Here is a 17,341-nt window from a genome sequence, read left to right as displayed (position 1 = left end):
ACGGGTCTAGGATTCGAGCATCACGGCAACGTCGCCTTCGGAAAGGACCATCATGCTCCCCGAGATCAACTATTGGGCCGTCATCGTCGCCACGCTCTCGAGCATGGTGGTCGGCGCCATCTGGTACACGCCGAAGGTGTTCGGCAACTACTGGATGAAGAAGGCCGGCGTGACACCCACCGGCAAGATGAGCGACGCCACGGGTCCGATCATCACGACCCTGCTCGTGAGCTTCGTGACCGCGTGGGTACTCGCCGGTGCCGCTTACCTCGCCTGGGACTTCTACGGAGGAGGGTTCCTCTGGGCGACCATCGTGACCGCCATCGTGCTGTGGGCGGGATTCACCGCCGCGCGGTTCATCACCCATGACGCCTTCGACAACCGGCCGAGCGGGCTCACCGTGCTCAACATCGCGCATGAGCTCGTGACAGTCGTCATCATGGCCATCATCATCGGGGTGTGGCCGGCGTAGCGATGCGGTGAACAGCTGGGCGTGTCGACAGGGACAGTTGGCCGACCTATCGCTTTCCGGGCGCTTACGCTATTTTTCTCCAGTTCCGCGTTGATACTTCGCCGCGAGATAGTCATCGAAGGTCACCACGCCGTAAGGGGTTCCCGGCACGAGGTTGTGACCGGCGGCGTACCCGGCGGCAGTCTTGCCCGGCATCCGGATGTTCCAGATCGCGCGCCGCGACCCGGTCGCCCTCTTCCACGCCTCGGCGAGGTCGCGGGCGGTGCGCTGCTCAGGACCCCCGATGTCGGCGACGCGACCGGAGGCATCCGCACCGGCAAGCTCGACGAGGCGCACTGCGACCTCGTCGGTCGAGATGGGCTGGAACGAGAACCGGGGCACCAGGATGACCGGTGAATACTTCGTCCCGGCGAAGATCGCGTTGACGAACTGGTGGAACTGGGTGGCCCGCAGGATGGTGTGCGGGATCCCCGAGGCGACGAGCGTTTTCTCTATCTCCACCTTGCCCCGGTAGTAGCCCAGCGGGATGTCCTCGATCCCGACGATCGAGATGAGGATGAAGTGCTCGACGGCGGCGGCCCGGGCTGCGCCGATGGCGGCCTTCCCCTGGGCGACATCCTGCACCCCGGTCGCCAGGTGCATGACGGCGTCGACCCCGGCGATAGCGGCCGGGATGCCGTCGCCGGTCAGGAGATCGCCGGTCGTGAGACCCGGCCCGCTCGTGCGACTGAGGGCTCGAACGTCATGGCCGGCTTCCCGCAACCGGGCCACCGTGGGGGTGCCCAGTGTCCCGGTCGCCCCGGTAACGAGAATCGTGCTCACCTCTCCATTGTGCACCCGCCGGCGGCCGCGACTAGCCTCTCAGCATGTGCCGCAACATCCACACCCTCCACAATTTCGAGCCGGCCGCGAACGACGATGAGGTTCGCGCCGCAGCACTGCAGTACGTGCGCAAGATCAGCGGGACGACGAAACCGTCGAAAGCCAACGAGGCCGCATTCGATCGGGCCGTCCACGAGACCGCGCACGTGACGCAGCACCTGCTCGACGATCTCATCGCCACCACTCCGCCGAAGGACCGGGCCATCGAGGCAGAGAAGGCGAAAGCACGATCTGCCCGGCGATTCGCGACGGTTTAGGGGCTCCTCCGCCGCCGGGTCGTCGCACCGGGCGGGAAGCTCAGGACTACCCTGCCTGGCCGATCGCGAAGCGGACCGCGCCGGCCTCGTCCAGCTGCGCATCGAGAACCTTGTCGTCGAGTGCGAGCGCCGCGTTCTCCTCGAGGAAGACCCGGGCGCCGGCGCTCTCGATGACCTGGTCGGTCGGCTCCGGTTCCGGGGTTAGATCGACGCTCAAGTTCGCACTGTCGGCCTCCGCGCTGATGCGCAACCCCGCAGCATCTGCAACGGTGGTCTGGTCGGCCAGGTTCTTGATGAGCGTACTGGCGTTCTCTGTCAGGGTGAGCATGGCAGTTCCTTTCCGTCCGGTGTTCATGAATGTCCCACCCTTCTCCTCCACCACCCGAGTTTCAAGCGCAGAGCCGGACTCTGCGCAAGTTCACACCCAGGAAGCCACCCTCCTCTCCGCCGCGGCGCGGCCCTATCGCGGCGAGCGGACCACCCCTACACTGTGACGATGTCCGCTCGACCTGAGGAATATCGTGACGCGCTCGACAGCGCGCACGCGCATGCCACGGGCTGGCTCCAGTCCGTCCCGACCCGGCCGGTCGGACCCGCGCTCAGCGCTGACGAGCTCTTCGCCAGATTCTCGGTGCCCCTGCAGGACCAGTCGATCGAGGCGCTCACCGTCGTCGACGAACTCGCGAGACTCGCCGAGCCCGGACTCATGGCCATGCCGGCGGGCCGATTCTTCGGCTGGGTCATCGGGGGGACCCTTCCGGCCTCGCTCGCGGCGGACTGGCTCGTGAGCGCGTGGGATCAGAACGCGGCGATGCGCGGTGCGACTCCGGCGACCGCGGCAGCGGAGCAGATCGCCGGGGCCTGGCTCCTCGACCTCCTGGGCCTGCCAGCGGGTTCGGATGTCGGATTCACGACAGGTGCGACCGGTTCGAATTTCGTCGGGCTGGCCGCGGCACGGCACCATGTGCTCACGGAGGCCGGTTGGGACCTCGTGACCGAGGGGCTGACCGGCGCACCGCGGGTGACCGTCTTCGCCGGCGCGGATCGCCACGCATCCGTCGACCTCGCGCTCAAATATCTGGGCCTCGGCAAGCCGGTCGCGGTCGAAGCCGACGCTCAGGGCCGGCTGGTCCCGAGTGCGCTGGCCGAGGCGATGTCCGCCGTGACCGGCCCCGCCATCGTCTGCCTGCAGGCGGGCAACCTGCACTCGGGCGCCTCCGACCCCCTGGCCGAGGCTGCGGCGATCGCACACGCGCACGGTGCCTGGGTTCACGTCGACGGCGCGTTCGGGCTGTGGGCAGCGGTGAGCCCGACGCATCGTCACCAGCTCGCCGGGCTCGAGACCTGCGACTCGTGGGCAACGGATGCGCACAAGACGCTCAACGTTCCCTATGACTGCGGCGTCGCGATCGTCTCACGGCCCGAGGTCGTGCGCTCGGTGTTCGGCGTCCACACGAGCTATCTCCTGAATGACGACCATGGATCGGGCGACCCGTTCGAGAAGGTCCCCGAGTTCTCCCGTCGCGCCCGCGGCGTCCCGGTGTGGGCCGCGCTGCGGTCGCTCGGCCGGTCCGGCGTGATCGCCCTCGTCGACCGTCTCGTCGCCCACGCCCAGACCTTCGCCGAGGCGCTTGCGAGAATGCCTGGAGTCGAAGTCCTCAACGAGGTGGTGTTCACCCAGGTGTGCGTGAGCTTCGGCTCCGATGAGCGGACCCGGAGCATCACCGCACGACTCCTCGCCGATGGCACGACCTGGATGTCCGGTTCCCACTGGGCGGGGCGCGACATCCTGCGCATCTCGGTGAGCAACTGGTCGACGGATGACGACGATGTCGCGCAGTCCCTCGCCGCGATCGAGCGCGTCATCGCGGCCGAGGACGCCTGAACGCCGGCGACACCGGCGACACCGGCGACGTATTCGGAACTCCGGCGACCGGTTCGCAGACCGTCAACTGTTGGCGCCGCGCGCGGCGACCTCCCAGGTGTCGACGATGGCACCGCCCCGGACCACGAAGAACTCGTCGGCCAGGTTGACGGTGCTACAGACGTGGTTCGGGACGATCCGCATCATGGTGCCCAGCTCCGGAACGGTCTCGACCTCGGGCAGGCGAACGGTCGCGTGGTGCTCCGAGAGGGCGAGGATGCGCGCATCCGGGAGCTCGGGAAGGCGGCCGAAGCCGGTCGCCCAGGCCGCGCGGTCGGCACCGAGCGCCTTGCTGCCGGCGTCGACGATCACGTCGTGCCCGACGCGGCTCACGACCGTGGCCTGCACCGTGAGCGAGACCTCGTCGAAACTGCAGGTGCCGAGCTCGACCTGTTGTGCGTCGTTGAAGACATAGACGCCCGGCCGCAACTCGGTGAGCACCGTGGAGTCGGAGCCGGCTCGGCTCGGGGTCGACCCGCCGCTGCGAACGGTGGGATCGATGCGGTGACTGATCAGTGCCTCAGCGGCTTCGGAAATCGCAGAGGCCTCGTCGCGGGCCGCCCGCTCTCCCCCGCCCGGCGTGTAACTGTGGCCGGGGAAGGTGAAGACGCCGACGACATGCAGGCCGGCGCGGGCCGCAGCCACAGCCACGGCCCCGGCATCCGCGGGTTGCACTCCGCTGCGATGGTGGCCGCTGTCGACCTCGACGAGCACCTCGACCGGGGCTCCCTGGAGAGCTGCGCCGAGCGCCTGCGCGCTCTCGACCGAGTCGACGCCGACACGCAGTGCGATGCGTTCGGCGAGCCCGCGCATGCGGGCCGCCCGCGATTCGGACGGCCACACCGGGTAGGCGATGAAGATGTCGTCGAAGCCGGCATCCGCGAAGATCTCGGCCTCGCTCACGGTCGCGAGGGTCAGGCCGACGGCGCCGTGCTCCAGCTGAAGGCGGCCGAGTTCGGGAACCTTGTGCGTCTTCGCGTGCGGACGCAGCACGAGACCGCGCTCGCGGGCGTCCTCCGCCCCGCGCTGCAGGTTCCGTTCGAGGATGTCGAGGTCGACGGTGAGGTACGGGGTGTCGGGTGCCGTGCTCGGCGCGGTGGGCATGGCTCGACGCTAGCGCAACGACAGCCGCATCCGGAGCTGATCCACCCCGGGACGCATCGCATCCGTCTCACCGGTCGCCGCGAAACCGACGCGCTCGTAAAGCGACCTGGCCCGGGAGTTGTCTTCCGCCACCCACAGCGCAACCTCGTGCGCGCCCTCGGTCGCGGCCCAGTCGACGACGGATGCGATGAGCGAGTCCGCGAGGCCGGTGCCGCGATGCGCGGGGGCGACCCACATCGCCACGATCTCGCGGCCACCCTCCTCGTGCGGATCCGGCTTTCCGGTCACGGTACCCACCGGGTCCGAGCCCTCCCAGGCGAGAACAGTGATGCCGTGCCCCAATCGGTTCCGCCACCGCTGCTCGTCGAAGCCGGACTCGCTCTCGAGCGACGAACAGAACGCGTTCGGGTCCTGCGACAGTGCTCGGAGCCTGATGTCGCGGCTTGCGGCCCAGTCATCGGTGGTTGCGCGGCGGAGTTCCATCACCACAGTCTCGCAGTCGCTGACGTTGCCGTGAAGTGGGCAACCGACCAGACTGGCGATAACGACCATCGGAGACGAAACCATGCCAGAACCGACCGAGGGGCGCGTCGCCGTCTACATCGACTTCGACAACATCGTGATCTCACGCTACGACCAGGTGCACGGTCGCGGCCACTTCAAGCGCGACGGCGCGCGCGAGTACGTCGTGACCGCCGCGGGGCGGAAGTCCGAGGAAGGCGCCCGCGTCGAACAGGCCCGCGTCGACCTCGGAGCGGTGCTCGACTACGCCTCATCGTTCGGCACGGTCGCCATCAGCCGCGCCTACGCCGACTGGTCGGTTCCGGTCAACGCGAACTATCGGGACCAGCTCGTGGGGCGCGCCGTCGAACTCGTGCAGATGTTCCCGACCGTGCAGTCGATGAAGAACGGCGCGGACATCCGGATGTCGGTCGACGTCGTCGAGGACCTCTTCCGCCTGCCGGAACTTACCCACGTCGTCATCGTCTCCGGCGACTCCGACTTCATCGCCCTTGCGCAGCGCTGCCGCCGTCTCGGGCGCTACGTCGTCGGGATCGGGGTTGCCGGCGGGACGAGCAAGGCGCTCAACGCGGCCTGCAATGAGTACAAGGACTATGACGGGCTGCCGGGGCTCGACGTTTCGGAGGCTGAGGGAGCCGAGGCGGAGGCAGCCCGAACGGATGTTGCCGGAACGGATGCTGCCCGAACGGATGCTGCCCCTACGGATGCTGCAGAGACGGCCGCTGGGGTCGCGTCCGCGAGCGCGACGACGACGGCCGGCAAGGGCAGGCAGCCGGCCAGGAAAGCGGGGACGGCGGCCACACCCGCCGCATCCGGAGCCGGCACGGCGAAACCGGCCGACCAGAGGGCGGCGACGAGTCTCCTCCGGCGTGCCCTCGAGCTCGGCCAGTCGAAGGACGACGTGGATTGGGTGGCGAGTTCGGGCGTGAAGACGCAGATGCTCCGGATGGACCCCACCTTCCAGGAGAAGCTGCTCGGCTACAAGACGTTCACCGACTTCCTCAGGTCGCGCGGCAACGTCATCGAGCTCAAGGAGGATGGGCAGCTGAGGTTCGTGCGGCTGCGTGGGGCGAGAGAGGCGGGGAGCTGACTGGCGGCGCCTTCGCTCACCCACCACTCCACTTCTCCACTCTTCCGCTCCTCACACGCCTCCGCTCCTCCACAGGCGTCGTTCTGACGAGTTATCCCAAGATTCGGGCTTAAGCCTTTTCACCTTGTTTCGAATCTGGGAGAATATCTCCATGGCAACCACCGCAGATATGTTCGTCGCATCTTTGGATGCCGCGCTGTCTGCGAACGCCCTGGTGGCGAGTGCGGCATCGGCTGCCCGCGGGCTCGGCGACACCGGACTGCTCGATGCGCAACGTGCGATTGCCGAGGCGAGGCGGCATCTCGATGCGTGCGCCTCGGTGCTTGCCGGTGAGGTCGTGCGGCGGTCGCAGCCGGAGGCGGGGTTGAGTGGCCTGGCACGCAAGGAGGGCTTCCGAACCCCGGCGGCGCTCATCCGTCACACGACCGGTTCCTCGACGCGGGAAGCCGTGACCCTTGTCCGGGTCGGGACGATGCTCAACGACGTCGACCTGGCAGATGCTGCTGAGTCCGCCGATGGCGTCGGAAACGCCGAGAGCACGGACCTCGCCGAACCGTGGCTCGTCTCCGTGGGCGCTGCGGTCGCGGCCGGTACGCTGTCCGCTGCCTCGGCCGAAGCCATCCGGGCCGGGCTCGGCGAACCGGGGCCAGGCGTCAGCGTCGACGCGCTCACGGATGCCGCCCGACGTATCGTCGACGCGGGATCGGGCGCCGACACCGACCGGCTGTTGCGCATGGCGCGCGACGCTCGAGATGGTCTCGACGCCCTCGGCATCGCCGAACGCGAGCGGGCACGACGAGAGCGTCGTTCGTTCCGCCGCTGGAAGCAGCCGGATGGCATGACCCGATACACCTGGGAGCTCGACCCAGAAGGCGCTGCGCTGATCGACGGGATCTACGACCAGATCACCTCCCCACGTCGCGGTGGACCGCGCTTCGTCGACGAGGGCGAGCAAGCCAGGGCCGAAGCGATCCTTAACGACTCCCGCACGACGGAGCAACTCGCTTCCGACAGCTTCCTCGGCCTCCTGACCCTCGCCATGGACGCGGATGTCTCTCACATCGTGGGGAGGGCTACGCCGGCCGTGCGAGTGCTCGTCAGTGGGACTGCGCTCTCCACGCGGCGCGGCAGCGGTCGACTTGAGGGTCAAGCCGACCCGATCTCCCTGGAAACCGTCGAGCGCATCGTCTGCACCTCCGGGACCGTCCCCATCGTGTTCGACGACAATGGGCAGGCAATCGATGTCGGTCGCGAGCAACGCCTCTTCACCCCGCGACAACGCATCGCCCTTGCGGCACGGGACGGCGGATGTCGCTGGCCCGGTTGCGAACGACCCCCGGCCTGGACCGAAGCCCACCACGTCCGACACTGGAAGCGTGACCACGGCCCCACCGATCTCGAGAACGGGATCCTGCTCTGCCGGCATCACCACATGCTCCTTCACGACAATCACTGGGAGATCCGTGTGTCCGAAGGTGACTACTGGCTCATTCCGCCGCCCGACCTCGCCCTGTCGCAACAACCCCAGCTGATGCCGTCACGCAGTGCTGCATTGCGCGATCTCCTGGCCGAGCGCGCCTCCTGATTCCGCACGCCCACCCGCCACAACGCCCGTCGGTTGCAACGCGTAGGCTCAGGGAATGCCCCGCATTTCCGACGCCACCGCTATGCCCGGAGAGCGCGCGGCATCCGCGGCGACAGCACAACCGGGGCTCTTCAGTCGCGGCTACCTGTGGATCACGATCGGCTCGTGTGCCCTCGTCTTCCTCGGGGCATTCGAATCGCTCGCCGTCACGACGATCATGCCGGTCGTCAGCGCCGACCTCGGCGGCGCGAGCCTCTACGCACTCGCCTTCGCCGGGCCGCTCGCCACCGGAGTGATCGGGATGGTGATCGCCGGCAACTGGTCGGACCGCACCGGTCCGGTGATTCCCCTGTACACCTCCTCGGTGCTTTTCGCGATCGGCCTACTCATCGCCGGTACCGCCGTCACGATGCCGATGCTGGTCCTGGGTCGCCTCGTGCAGGGGCTCGGAACAGGCGCGGTCACCGTCGCGCTCTACGTCGTCGTCGCGCGGGTATATCCGGCCCGCCTGCACCCCTCGATCTTCGCCGGATTCGCGGCCGCCTGGGTGATCCCCTCGCTCGTAGGGCCCTTCGCCGCCGGCATCGTAACCGAAGTCTTCAGCTGGCACTGGGTGTTCCTCGGGGTCGTCGCGCTGGTCGGCATCGCAACCGCGATGGTCGCCCCGGCGCTGCGGGGTCTCTCGGACGCCAACCCGGATGGGGACAGTGCAGCCTCCGCCGTCGCAAGCCACGCTGACGCTACCCACACTGAGGCTACCCACACCATCGCAAGCGAAACCCGCGAACGCGAACACTCCCACGAACGACATCCCCATGGCCAGGAAGCCTCCGCACCCTGGGCGTTCGGCCGGATCGCCTGGGCCGTTCTCGCCGCCCTGGCGGTGCTCGCCCTCAGCCTCGTCTCCGAAGTCGACGGCATCGGCCTGCCGCTCGCCGGCGTCGCCGCGGTCATCGCGATCGTCGCGGTGCGGCCACTCCTGCCGAAGGGAGCCCTTCTGGCCCGTCGCGGCCTGCCGAGCGTCATCCTGTTGCGCGGGCTCGCCGCCTCGGCATTCTTCGGCGCCGAGGTCTATCTGCCGTACCTGCTTATCGAGCAATACGACTTCTCGCCGACCCTCGCCGGCCTCGCCCTCACCCTCGGGGCGCTCGCCTGGGCCGGCGCATCCTGGTTGCAGGGCCGCATGAGCGGAACACTCGGCGACGCGACGTGCACCACGATCGGCAGCGTGCTCGTGCTGGCCGCCATCCTCTCAGCCTTCCTGACCGCATTTCTCGGACTCCCGCCCGCCCTCGCGATCGCCGGCTGGGTGCTCGGCGGTGGCGGGATGGGACTCATGTACCCACGACTCAGCACCCTCACGCTCGCGCTCTCGAAGCCGGATGCGCAAGGCTTCAACAGCTCGGCACTCGCCATCGGCGACTCGCTGGGCAGCGCGCTGTCGCTCGCGCTCACCGGTGTCGTGTTCGCCGGCTTCCTCGCCGTGGGGCTGTCGTTCGCCGGAGTGTTCGCGTTCGCCGGGCTCATCGCCGTCGTGGCGATCGCGGTCGCGCCGCGTGTTGCGGGGCCCGCCGCCCCCTGAGGTTCCCTTCCTGTGCCGCGCGCTCCTTGGGGAACGGTTCTCAGGACGTGGTCGTCGCACGCTCCAGGACCAGTTCGCGCACGCGAGCCGCATCCGCCTGGCCGTGCATCGCCTTCATGACCGCGCCGATGACGGCACCGGCCGCCTGCACCTTGCCGTCGCGGATCTTCTCGAGCACGTCCGGCTGCGAAGCGAGCGCCTCATCGATCGCAGCGATGAGCGCCCCGTCGTCGGAGACCACCTTGAGCCCCCGCTTCTCGACGACCTCGGCCGGGGAACCCTCCCCCGCGATGACGCCCTCGAGCACCTGACGGGCGAGCCGGTCGGTGAGCTCACCGGACTCGACGAGCGCGACGAGCGCCGCGACATCCGCCGGTGACACGAGCGACGAAGGGTCGACCGAGCCCGCATTGGCAAGCCTGGCGATCTCGCCCGTCCACCACTTGCGGGCCTGCGCAGGCGAAGCGCCGGCGGCGACCGTGCTCTCCACCTCGACGAGGAGGCCGGAGTTGACGACATCCTGGAACTCGAGATCGGTGAAGCCCCACGACCCCTTGAGCCGGCGACGACGCTCGGCCGGGGGTTCCGGCAGTGCTGCGCGCAGTTCCTCGATGAGTTCGACCGAGGGCTCCACCGGGAGCAGGTCGGGCTCCGGGAAGTACCGATAGTCGTCGGCGTCGCTCTTCGGGCGACCGGCGGAAGTCGTGCCAGAGTCCTCGTGCCAGTGACGGGTCTCCTGGGTGATCGTCCCGCCCGCGGCCAGGATTGCGGCCTGCCGCTGGATCTCGTAGCGGATGGCCCGCTCGACGCTGCGCAGGCTGTTGACGTTCTTCGTCTCGGTGCGCGTGCCGAGCTTCCCCGAACCGCGCGGCGAGAGGGAGATGTTCGCGTCGCAGCGCAGGTTGCCGCGCTCCATCCGTGCCTCGCTGATGCCGAGCGCCACGACGATGTCGCGGATCGTCGAAACGTAGGCCTTCGCAAGCTCCGGCGCATCGTGGTCGGCCCCGATGATCATCTTCGTGACGATCTCGACGAGCGGCACCCCCGCGCGGTTGTAGTCGACGAGCGAGTAGTCGGCACCCTGGATGCGACCGGTCGCCCCGCCCACGTGCGTGAGCTTGCCGGCATCCTCCTCCATGTGGGCGCGCTCGATCTCGATGCGGAACGTCTTGCCGTTCGCAAGCTCCACCTCGACGATGCCGTCATGCGCGATCGGCTCGTCGTACTGGCTGATCTGGTAGTTCTTGGCGAGGTCCGGGTAGAAGTAGTTCTTGCGCGCGAACCGGCTCGACGGCGCGATCTCGCAACCGAGCGCGAGGCCGAGGCTGATCGAGAACCGGATCGCCTGCTCGTTGACGACCGGCAGTGAGCCGGGCAGGCCGAGGCACACCGGGGTGATCATGGTGTTCGGCTCGCCGGCCTCCGCCCCCGGGGCTGCCGGGTTCGGCGCCGCGGAGAACATCTTCGTCTGCGTGTTGAGTTCGACGTGCACCTCGAAGCCGAGCACCGGTTCGAAGAGCTCGAGGGCCTTCTCGAAGTCCATGAGTTCTGCGGTGGAGGTCATCGCGAACCCCCTTCTGGTGCGGCGGGGGTCTCGGCAGGCTCGACCGGAGAAGAAGCCGACCCGACCGGAGAAGAAGCCGACCCGACCGGAGACGAAGCCGACCCGACCGGAGACGAAGCCGACCCGACCGGAGAAGTGCGAGGCCCGACCTGGGAAGCGCGAGGCCCGACCTGGGAAGCGCGAGGCTCGACCGGAGAAGAGCGGAGCTTCGGCGCCTGGCTCATGAGAGTGTGACCCCAGGACTGCTCGAGCAGCGCCTCGAGGGTCGCCCCCACGGTGTAGATGCGCGCATCCTCGCGGGCGGGCGCCATGAGCTGGATGCCGGTCGGCAGACCGTCCTCGGGCGCGAGTCCCATCGGCAGGCCCATCCCGGGCACGCCGGCGAGGTTGGCCGGGATCGTCGTCACGTCGTTGAGGTACATCGCGAGCGGGTCCTCGAGTTTCTCGCCGAGCCTGAACGCGGTCGTCGGCGCGGCGGGCGACACGAGCACGTCCACCTTCTCGAACGCGGCGTCGAAGTCGCGCTGGATGAGCGTTCGCACCTTCTGCGCGCTCCCGTAGTAGGCGTCGTAATAGCCGGCGCTCAGCGCATAGGTGCCGAGGATGATCCGGCGTTTGACCTCGGGTCCGAACCCGGCCTCGCGGGTGGCCGCCATGACCTCCTCGACGGTGCCGCCGCCGGTCGGGTTGACCCGCAGCCCGAACCGCACACTGTCGAACTTCGCCAGGTTGCTCGACGCCTCCGCCGGCAGGATCAGGTAGTAGGCGGCGATCGCATAGCTGAAGGAGGGCGCCGACACCTCGACGATCTCTGCGCCGGCCGCCGCCATGACCTCGAGCGCCTCCGCGAAGCGCGCGCTCACGCCGGCCTGGAAGCCTTCGCCGCCGAGCTCCTTCACCACGCCGACGCGCACACCCTTGAGCGACCCGGATGCCGCTCCGGCGCGCGCCGCATCGGCGAACGACGGCCAGGCATCCGCCAGCGAGGTCGAGTCGTGCGGGTCGTGCCCGCCGATAACATCGTGCAGCAGTGCGGCGTCGAGCACCGTGCGGGTGACCGGGCCGACCTGATCGAGTGAGGAGGCGAGCGCGATCGCTCCGTAGCGCGACACCCCGCCGTAGGTGGGCTTCATGCCGACCGTCCCGGTGACGGAGGCCGGCTGGCGGATGGAGCCGCCGGTGTCGCTGCCGAGGGCCAGCGGCGCCTCGAAGGCCGCGACCGCTGCGGCCGAGCCGCCTCCGGAGCCGCCGGGGATCCGCTCGAGATCCCAGGGGTTGTGGGTGGGGCCGAAAGCCGAATGCTCGGTCGACGAGCCCATCGCGAACTCGTCCATGTTGGTCTTGCCGAGCGGGACGAGCCTCGCCTTGCGCAGCCTGCTCACGACCGTCGCATCGTAGGGCGGGATCCAGCCCTCGAGAATGCGCGAGCCCGCGGTCGACGGCATGTCCTGCGTGCACAGCACGTCCTTGATCGCGACCGGTACGCCCGCGAGCGGACTGAGTTTCGCGCCGAGCCGCCGCGCGCCGTCGACCTCCGCTGCAATCTTCAGCGCATCCGCCGAGACGTGCAGGAAGGCGCGGATGTCGCCATCGACCTCCGCGATGCGGTCGAGGTGGGCCTGGGTCGCCTCCACCGAGGAGACCTCGCCCGACTGCAGTCGCTCGGCGAGCGCCGCAGCCGACAGGGTGATGAGCTCGCTCACTGCTCCTCCCCCAGGATCGCCGACACCTTGAAACGGTCGCCGTCGCGTTCGGGAGCGCCCGCGAGCGCCTGCTCGGGCGTGAGCGTCTCGCCCACGACATCCGGGCGGAAGACATTGGTGAGACGGATCGGATGCGACGTGGCAGGGACATCCGGGGTCGCCACCTCGGACACCTTCGCGATCGATTCGATGATGATCCCGAGCTCGCCGGTCAGCTTCTCGATCTCGTCAGGGGTGAGTGCGATGCGCGCGAGGTTCGCCAGATGGGCGACTTGGGCGGCATCGAGGGGCGACGGAGTGGTCTCGGACACCGTTCAATCCTATTCGAGCCGGATGTCCGGCTCGTCACGCGAGGACTGCGCCTACCTGCCCGCCGCTGCGATCGTGGTCCCCGAGTCGTTCATCACAAGACCGCCGGCACCGATCCCGATGAGGGCGAGGTTGCGCATCGACTCGCTTCCGGGCTGGAAGTACTCGTTGTGACCGTAAGAGGCACCGAGCAGTTTGTTCGTGATGGCGTCGACCCCGCCGGCGACGCTCATGCGGTATGCGCCATACGATGCAGCCCCGGGATCACTCCCGTAGAACGCGGAGTTGACGACCGGATCCCAGCCGGCCTCGCCGACGTACACGTTCGCGTTGCGCACGGACAGGGCTGCCGCGGTCTGCGCGGAACTCCCCGGCGAGCCGACGACCGCCAGCGCATCGATCTGGAAGTCGCCGCGCTGCAGTGCGATCATCGCGGCGGTGGAGCCGTAGGAGTGCGCCATGACAGACACGTAGGGCTGGTGGTCCCCGCGCAGCGCCTGCAAGCCCTCGATGGTGCGGGCAAGATAGCCCGCGCCCTCATCCGCGAGAGTGAGCGATCCGACATTCAGCAGGTGCGGGGTCTGGTAGCCGATCCAGGCCACGGTCGCGACGGTCTTGGCCGACTCGCCGAGTCGGTCCAGCCAGCCGAGTTGGTCGTGGAACAGTGTCGTCGCCGTGTCCGCCCAGTCATCCACCTGGCCGTCGATCGTGAAGAACATTCCCGGGATCAGATAGCTCACGTAGTCCGCGCTGGCGAGGTCGCCGACCACGATCGCGGCGCGGCCGGGCGCATCCGTGTCGAGGCTCACGAGAGTCCTCACCGGATCCCCCGCCTTCGACTTCAGTGCATTGTCGATCTGGGTGAGCATGTGGAGGTGATTCGTGATGTCGACATTCATGCCGCGGCCGACACCAGAACTCAGCCGCTCTTCGAGGCCACTGATCGCCGCCGCCAGGTACTGCCGGTTGGCGAGGTTGCGGGTACCGAAGGGGATCCCGTCGAGGTTGCCGACGAGGTCCGGTGTCGTCGAGATCAGCTTCTGCTTGACCGCAGGACTTGACTCACCCCACCAGCGCTCCACCTCGGTCGCGGCGATGGGTGTCGCGAGCAGGTCGGCCACCGCATCCGGGTGATCGTTGACATAACGCTCGAGCACACTGGTCGGCAGCAGGCTGAACTGGTCGAGCAGTGCCCGCCCGCCGAGGCTCGGGATGAGAGTCAGGTCGACCGGCGTCAGCTTCGTGACCCCACCATCCGCGAAGGCGGGGACGATGACGGGTGCGATATCGACCTGCCGCGCATGGCCTGGAGCATCCCCTGCGCGCTGCTGGATCAGGCGCTGGGTGAAGGGCTGCTGGGTGAAGGGCTGCTGGGCGAGATCGGCCGCAACGGACGGTGAGGCCACGGATTTCGGGGAGATTTCGTGCACGCCGAAGGCGACGCTCGCCCCGCCCAGGGAAAGGGAAAGCGCCAATGCTGTCAATTCCAGCAGCAACTAGGGCACTTCCAATCGTTAGCGACTCGGGCTTGAGGGACCCCTCATCGCAACGTATGAATCGTTCGCCCCCATAATAGGGGTAGAAAGCGAACTCTGCCAGCAATGCTCGATTTTCTCATACGAATACGGCTATATCTTCAGTCCCGCTGGCCCCTCCTGTAACAGGATCACGAACTGTTCGACAGTGAGAATCGGGATACCCAGCTCCTCGGCCTTGGTGAGTTTCGAGCCCGCGCCGGGGCCGGCCGCGACGAAATCGGTCTTCTTCGACACGCTCGACGCCGCCTTGCCTCCGGCCGCGATGATGGCCTCCTGCGCGCCTTCCCGCGTGAAACCCTCGAGGCTTCCGGTCGCGACGACCGTGAGCCCGGCGAGCGGTCCGCCCGCTGCCGCTGCTGCGCCGGGGCCAGGGTGACCGGGCGTCGCGAACTGCACACCGGCATCCGTCCAGCGCTCCACGATGTCGCGGTGCCAGTCGACGGTGAACCAGTCGAGGAGCGCATCGGCGATGATGCCGCCGACGCCGTCGACCGCGGCGAGCTCGTCACGATCGGCTGAGCGGATGGCGTCGAGCGAACCGAACCAGTCGGCGAGCGCGCGCGCCGCCACCGGGCCGACATGCCGGATGTTGAGCGCGACCAGCAGTCGCCAGAGCGGCTTCGTCTTCGCCGCCTCGATATTGGCGATGAGCTCGAGTGCCCCTTTGGACACCACGAAGTCCTCGTCACCATCGAATTCGCCGGCCGGGTCGAACGGCGGGTCGGCATCCTTACCGCTCTTCTTACGGGCGCGCTGGAATGGGGCGACGACTTTGGGCTCGCCGTCCTCCAGCCCCCCATCGATCAACTTCACGAGCCCGGTCTCGTTGTCGCGCACCTCGACGCGAATCGGGAAGATGTCTTCGAGGCGCAAGTCGAAGAGGCCCGCCTCGGTGGGAAGCGGCGGTTCGGCCGGCTCAAGCGGCTGCGTCAACGCGGCCGCGCTCACCTCGCCCAGACCCTCGATGTCGAGTGCGCCGCGGCTTCCGATGTGATCGACCCGACCACGCACCTGCGCTGGGCAGCTCTTCGCATTCGGGCAGCGGAGGTCGATGTCGCCCTCCTTGGCAGGGGCGAGCTTCGTGCCGCACTCGGGGCAGGCAGCGGGCATGACGAACTCGCGCTCTGTGCCGTCGCGCAGCTCCACAACGGGTCCGAGCACTTCGGGAATGACATCACCGGCCTTGCGCAGCACGACCGTGTCGCCGATGAGCACGCCCTTGGCCTTCACGACATCCTGATTGTGCAGTGTCGCCTGCCGAACAGTCGAACCCGCCACGCGCACCGGCTCCATGACGGCGAACGGGGTCACCCGCCCGGTGCGGCCGACACTCACGACGATGTCGAGCAGCTTGGTGTTGACCTGCTCGGGCGGGTACTTGTAGGCGATCGCCCAGCGCGGGGCGCGGCTCGTCGCGCCGAGCTCGTCGTGGAGGGCGAGCTCATCGACCTTGACGACGATGCCGTCGATCTCGTGCTCGACGCTGTCGCGGTGCTCGCCGAAGTGCTCGATGAACCCGGCGGCCTCCTCGGCGGAGTGCTTGACCCGGTAGTGGGTGCTCGTCGGCAGACCCCAGCCGGCGAGCAGGTCGTAGACCTCCGACTGTGCGGCGACGGGGGGATTCGGCCATGCCCCGATGCCGTGCACGAGCATCCGCAGCCGGGAGAGCCGATCGTGCATGAGTGCACGCTGGACCTCGTTCTTGCCCTCCTCCTTCTGACGCAGACTCCCGGATGCCGCATTCCGCGGGTTCGCGAACACTCGCTCCCCCGCCTCCGACTGCTTGGCGTTGAGCTCGCGGAAAAGCTCGACCGGGAAGAACACCTCCCCGCGCACCTCGACGATCGGCGGATGCCCGGTGCCCTTCAACCTCGTCGGGATCCCGGTGAGGTATCGGATGTTCTGGGTCACGTCCTCTCCGATGACCCCGTCGCCGCGGGTCGCCGCCGTCGTGAGCATTCCGTTCTCGTAGCGCAGGTTGAGGGCCAGCCCGTCGATCTTGAGCTCGCACAGGTAGTCCACGCTGCGACCGGCGGACTTCTCCACACGCGCGGCCCAGGCCAGGAACTCCTCGATGGAGAAGACGTTGTCGAGGCTCAGCATTCTCTCGGCGTGCTGCACGGGAGCGAAGAGCGTGGTCTGGGCTCGGCCGCCGACCGTCTGGGTCGGACTGTCCTGGCCCTGGAGCTCGGGGAAGAGGTGCTCGAGGTGCTCGAGCCGGTGCATCATCCGGTCGTACTCGGCGTCATCGACGAGCACCTCGTCGCGCTCGTAGTACGCGTCGCGCAGTTCGAGGATGCGCGTCGTCAGCGCATCCGCTTCGCCCTTCGCCTGATCGAGGTCGAGGTCAGGATCGAGGTCGGATTCGAGCGCGGTAGGCACCTCGTCGTCAGCCTCGTTGTCAGCCACAGCGCAAGCCTACGCAGACGCGGCGGGATTCCAGCACAGGCAGAACGGATGCCCGGACGGGTCGGCGTAGACCCGGAAACCTTCTTCGGCATCCAGTTCGCTCGTCGGTCTCAACAGCTTCGCGCCCAGGGACAGGGCTTTCTCCTCGGCCGCGTGGATATCGTCGACGTAGAGGTCGAGGTGCAGCTGCTGGGGCTGGCCGTCCGGCCAGTCGGGCTTCACGTGATTCGCGACGTGCTGGAAGTCGAGCGCCTGGTTGCCATCGACGTAGAGGGTGTGCCAGTCGTCCTCGGCCTCGACCGTTCCCCCGAGGAACCCGGCCCAGAAGGCGCTCTCGGCGGCGAGGTCCCCGGTGTCGAAGACAACGACCTGCTTCAGAATCTTCATGGGAGAAGTCTCG

The 17,341-nt window shown here is 68.2% G+C and carries 16 protein-coding genes; 6 read left to right on the top strand and 10 right to left on the bottom strand.

Annotated features, from left to right (window positions below; genetic code table 11):
- Positions 1 to 52: 52 nt before the first annotated feature.
- The gene (locus ABD678_RS07865) at positions 53 to 472 is read left to right on the top strand and encodes a DUF1761 domain-containing protein (protein ID WP_344755433.1); all 420 of its coding nucleotides are present in this window, start codon (positions 53 to 55) and stop codon (positions 470 to 472) included.
- A 69-nt stretch (positions 473 to 541) separates the two neighbouring features.
- On the opposite strand, the gene ABD678_RS07860 is transcribed toward ABD678_RS07865, so the two are convergent.
- Positions 542 to 1,294 (bottom strand): SDR family oxidoreductase, encoded by a 753-nt coding sequence (locus tag ABD678_RS07860; protein ID WP_344755431.1) that lies wholly within the window; start codon positions 1,292 to 1,294, stop codon positions 542 to 544.
- A 44-nt stretch (positions 1,295 to 1,338) separates the two neighbouring features.
- Between ABD678_RS07860 and ABD678_RS07855 the strand changes: the two genes are divergently transcribed.
- The gene (locus tag ABD678_RS07855) at positions 1,339 to 1,611 is read left to right on the top strand and encodes a DUF2277 domain-containing protein (protein ID WP_344755429.1); all 273 of its coding nucleotides are present in this window, start codon (positions 1,339 to 1,341) and stop codon (positions 1,609 to 1,611) included.
- A 46-nt stretch (positions 1,612 to 1,657) separates the two neighbouring features.
- Here the strand turns inward: ABD678_RS07855 and ABD678_RS07850 are convergent, their stop codons facing one another.
- Positions 1,658 to 1,939, bottom strand: a complete 282-nt coding sequence (locus ABD678_RS07850) for a Fe-S cluster assembly protein HesB (protein ID WP_344755427.1) — start codon at positions 1,937 to 1,939, stop codon at positions 1,658 to 1,660.
- Between the two features lie 168 nt (positions 1,940 to 2,107).
- Here ABD678_RS07850 and ABD678_RS07845 point away from each other — a divergent pair, with 168 nt between their 5' ends.
- On the top strand, positions 2,108 to 3,496 hold the full coding sequence (locus ABD678_RS07845) for a pyridoxal phosphate-dependent decarboxylase family protein (RefSeq protein ID WP_344755425.1): 1,389 nt from the start codon (positions 2,108 to 2,110) through the stop codon (positions 3,494 to 3,496).
- A 63-nt stretch (positions 3,497 to 3,559) separates the two neighbouring features.
- Here ABD678_RS07845 and ABD678_RS07840 read toward each other — a convergent pair whose 3' ends face one another.
- Entirely contained in the window at positions 3,560 to 4,639 is a 1,080-nt protein-coding gene (locus ABD678_RS07840; protein ID WP_344755423.1) for an alanine racemase, read from the bottom strand.
- 9 nt (positions 4,640 to 4,648) lie between these two features.
- On the bottom strand, positions 4,649 to 5,122 hold the full coding sequence (locus ABD678_RS07835) for a GNAT family N-acetyltransferase (RefSeq protein WP_344755421.1): 474 nt from the start codon (positions 5,120 to 5,122) through the stop codon (positions 4,649 to 4,651).
- Between the two features lie 82 nt (positions 5,123 to 5,204).
- On the opposite strand from ABD678_RS07835, the gene ABD678_RS07830 reads away from it, so the two are divergent.
- From ABD678_RS07830 to ABD678_RS07820, 3 genes are all read left to right on the top strand, one after another.
- Positions 5,205 to 6,251, top strand: coding sequence for an NYN domain-containing protein (locus ABD678_RS07830; RefSeq protein ID WP_344755419.1), 1,047 nt, complete (start codon positions 5,205 to 5,207; stop codon positions 6,249 to 6,251).
- Positions 6,252 to 6,402: 151 nt separating this feature from the next.
- The gene (locus ABD678_RS07825) at positions 6,403 to 7,836 is read left to right on the top strand and encodes an HNH endonuclease signature motif containing protein (RefSeq protein ID WP_344755417.1); all 1,434 of its coding nucleotides are present in this window, start codon (positions 6,403 to 6,405) and stop codon (positions 7,834 to 7,836) included.
- Positions 7,837 to 7,918: 82 nt separating this feature from the next.
- A complete protein-coding gene (locus tag ABD678_RS07820) occupies positions 7,919 to 9,418 on the top strand; it encodes an MFS transporter (protein WP_425561977.1) in 1,500 nt (499 codons plus the stop codon).
- A 40-nt stretch (positions 9,419 to 9,458) separates the two neighbouring features.
- Here ABD678_RS07820 and gatB read toward each other — a convergent pair whose 3' ends face one another.
- The 6 genes from gatB to ABD678_RS07790 form a co-directional block, all read right to left on the bottom strand.
- The gene (gene gatB / locus ABD678_RS07815) at positions 9,459 to 10,982 is read right to left on the bottom strand and encodes an Asp-tRNA(Asn)/Glu-tRNA(Gln) amidotransferase subunit GatB (RefSeq protein ID WP_344755413.1); all 1,524 of its coding nucleotides are present in this window, start codon (positions 10,980 to 10,982) and stop codon (positions 9,459 to 9,461) included.
- On the bottom strand, positions 10,979 to 12,685 hold the full coding sequence (gatA, locus tag ABD678_RS07810) for an Asp-tRNA(Asn)/Glu-tRNA(Gln) amidotransferase subunit GatA (RefSeq protein WP_344755411.1): 1,707 nt from the start codon (positions 12,683 to 12,685) through the stop codon (positions 10,979 to 10,981). The genes gatB and gatA overlap by 4 nt, the downstream gene beginning before the upstream one ends.
- The gene (gatC, locus tag ABD678_RS07805; RefSeq protein ID WP_344755409.1) at positions 12,682 to 12,996 is read right to left on the bottom strand and encodes an Asp-tRNA(Asn)/Glu-tRNA(Gln) amidotransferase subunit GatC; all 315 of its coding nucleotides are present in this window, start codon (positions 12,994 to 12,996) and stop codon (positions 12,682 to 12,684) included. Before gatC ends, gatA begins: the two co-directional genes overlap by 4 nt.
- Positions 12,997 to 13,047: 51 nt before the next feature.
- Positions 13,048 to 14,400 (bottom strand): alpha/beta hydrolase, encoded by a 1,353-nt coding sequence (locus tag ABD678_RS07800; protein WP_344755407.1) that lies wholly within the window; start codon positions 14,398 to 14,400, stop codon positions 13,048 to 13,050.
- Positions 14,401 to 14,622: 222 nt separating this feature from the next.
- Positions 14,623 to 16,941: an NAD-dependent DNA ligase LigA gene (ligA, locus tag ABD678_RS07795; RefSeq protein WP_425561958.1), complete on the bottom strand. Its 2,319-nt coding sequence runs from the start codon at positions 16,939 to 16,941 to the stop codon at positions 14,623 to 14,625.
- 9 nt (positions 16,942 to 16,950) lie between these two features.
- Positions 16,951 to 17,328, bottom strand: a complete 378-nt coding sequence (locus tag ABD678_RS07790) for a VOC family protein (protein WP_344755405.1) — start codon at positions 17,326 to 17,328, stop codon at positions 16,951 to 16,953.
- Positions 17,329 to 17,341: the final 13 nt, after the last annotated feature.

The organism is Leifsonella bigeumensis, from assembly GCF_039537265.1.
GTDB lineage: Bacteria > Actinomycetota > Actinomycetes > Actinomycetales > Microbacteriaceae > Terrimesophilobacter > Terrimesophilobacter bigeumensis.
This window is presented reverse-complemented; position numbering and strand designations above follow the sequence as displayed.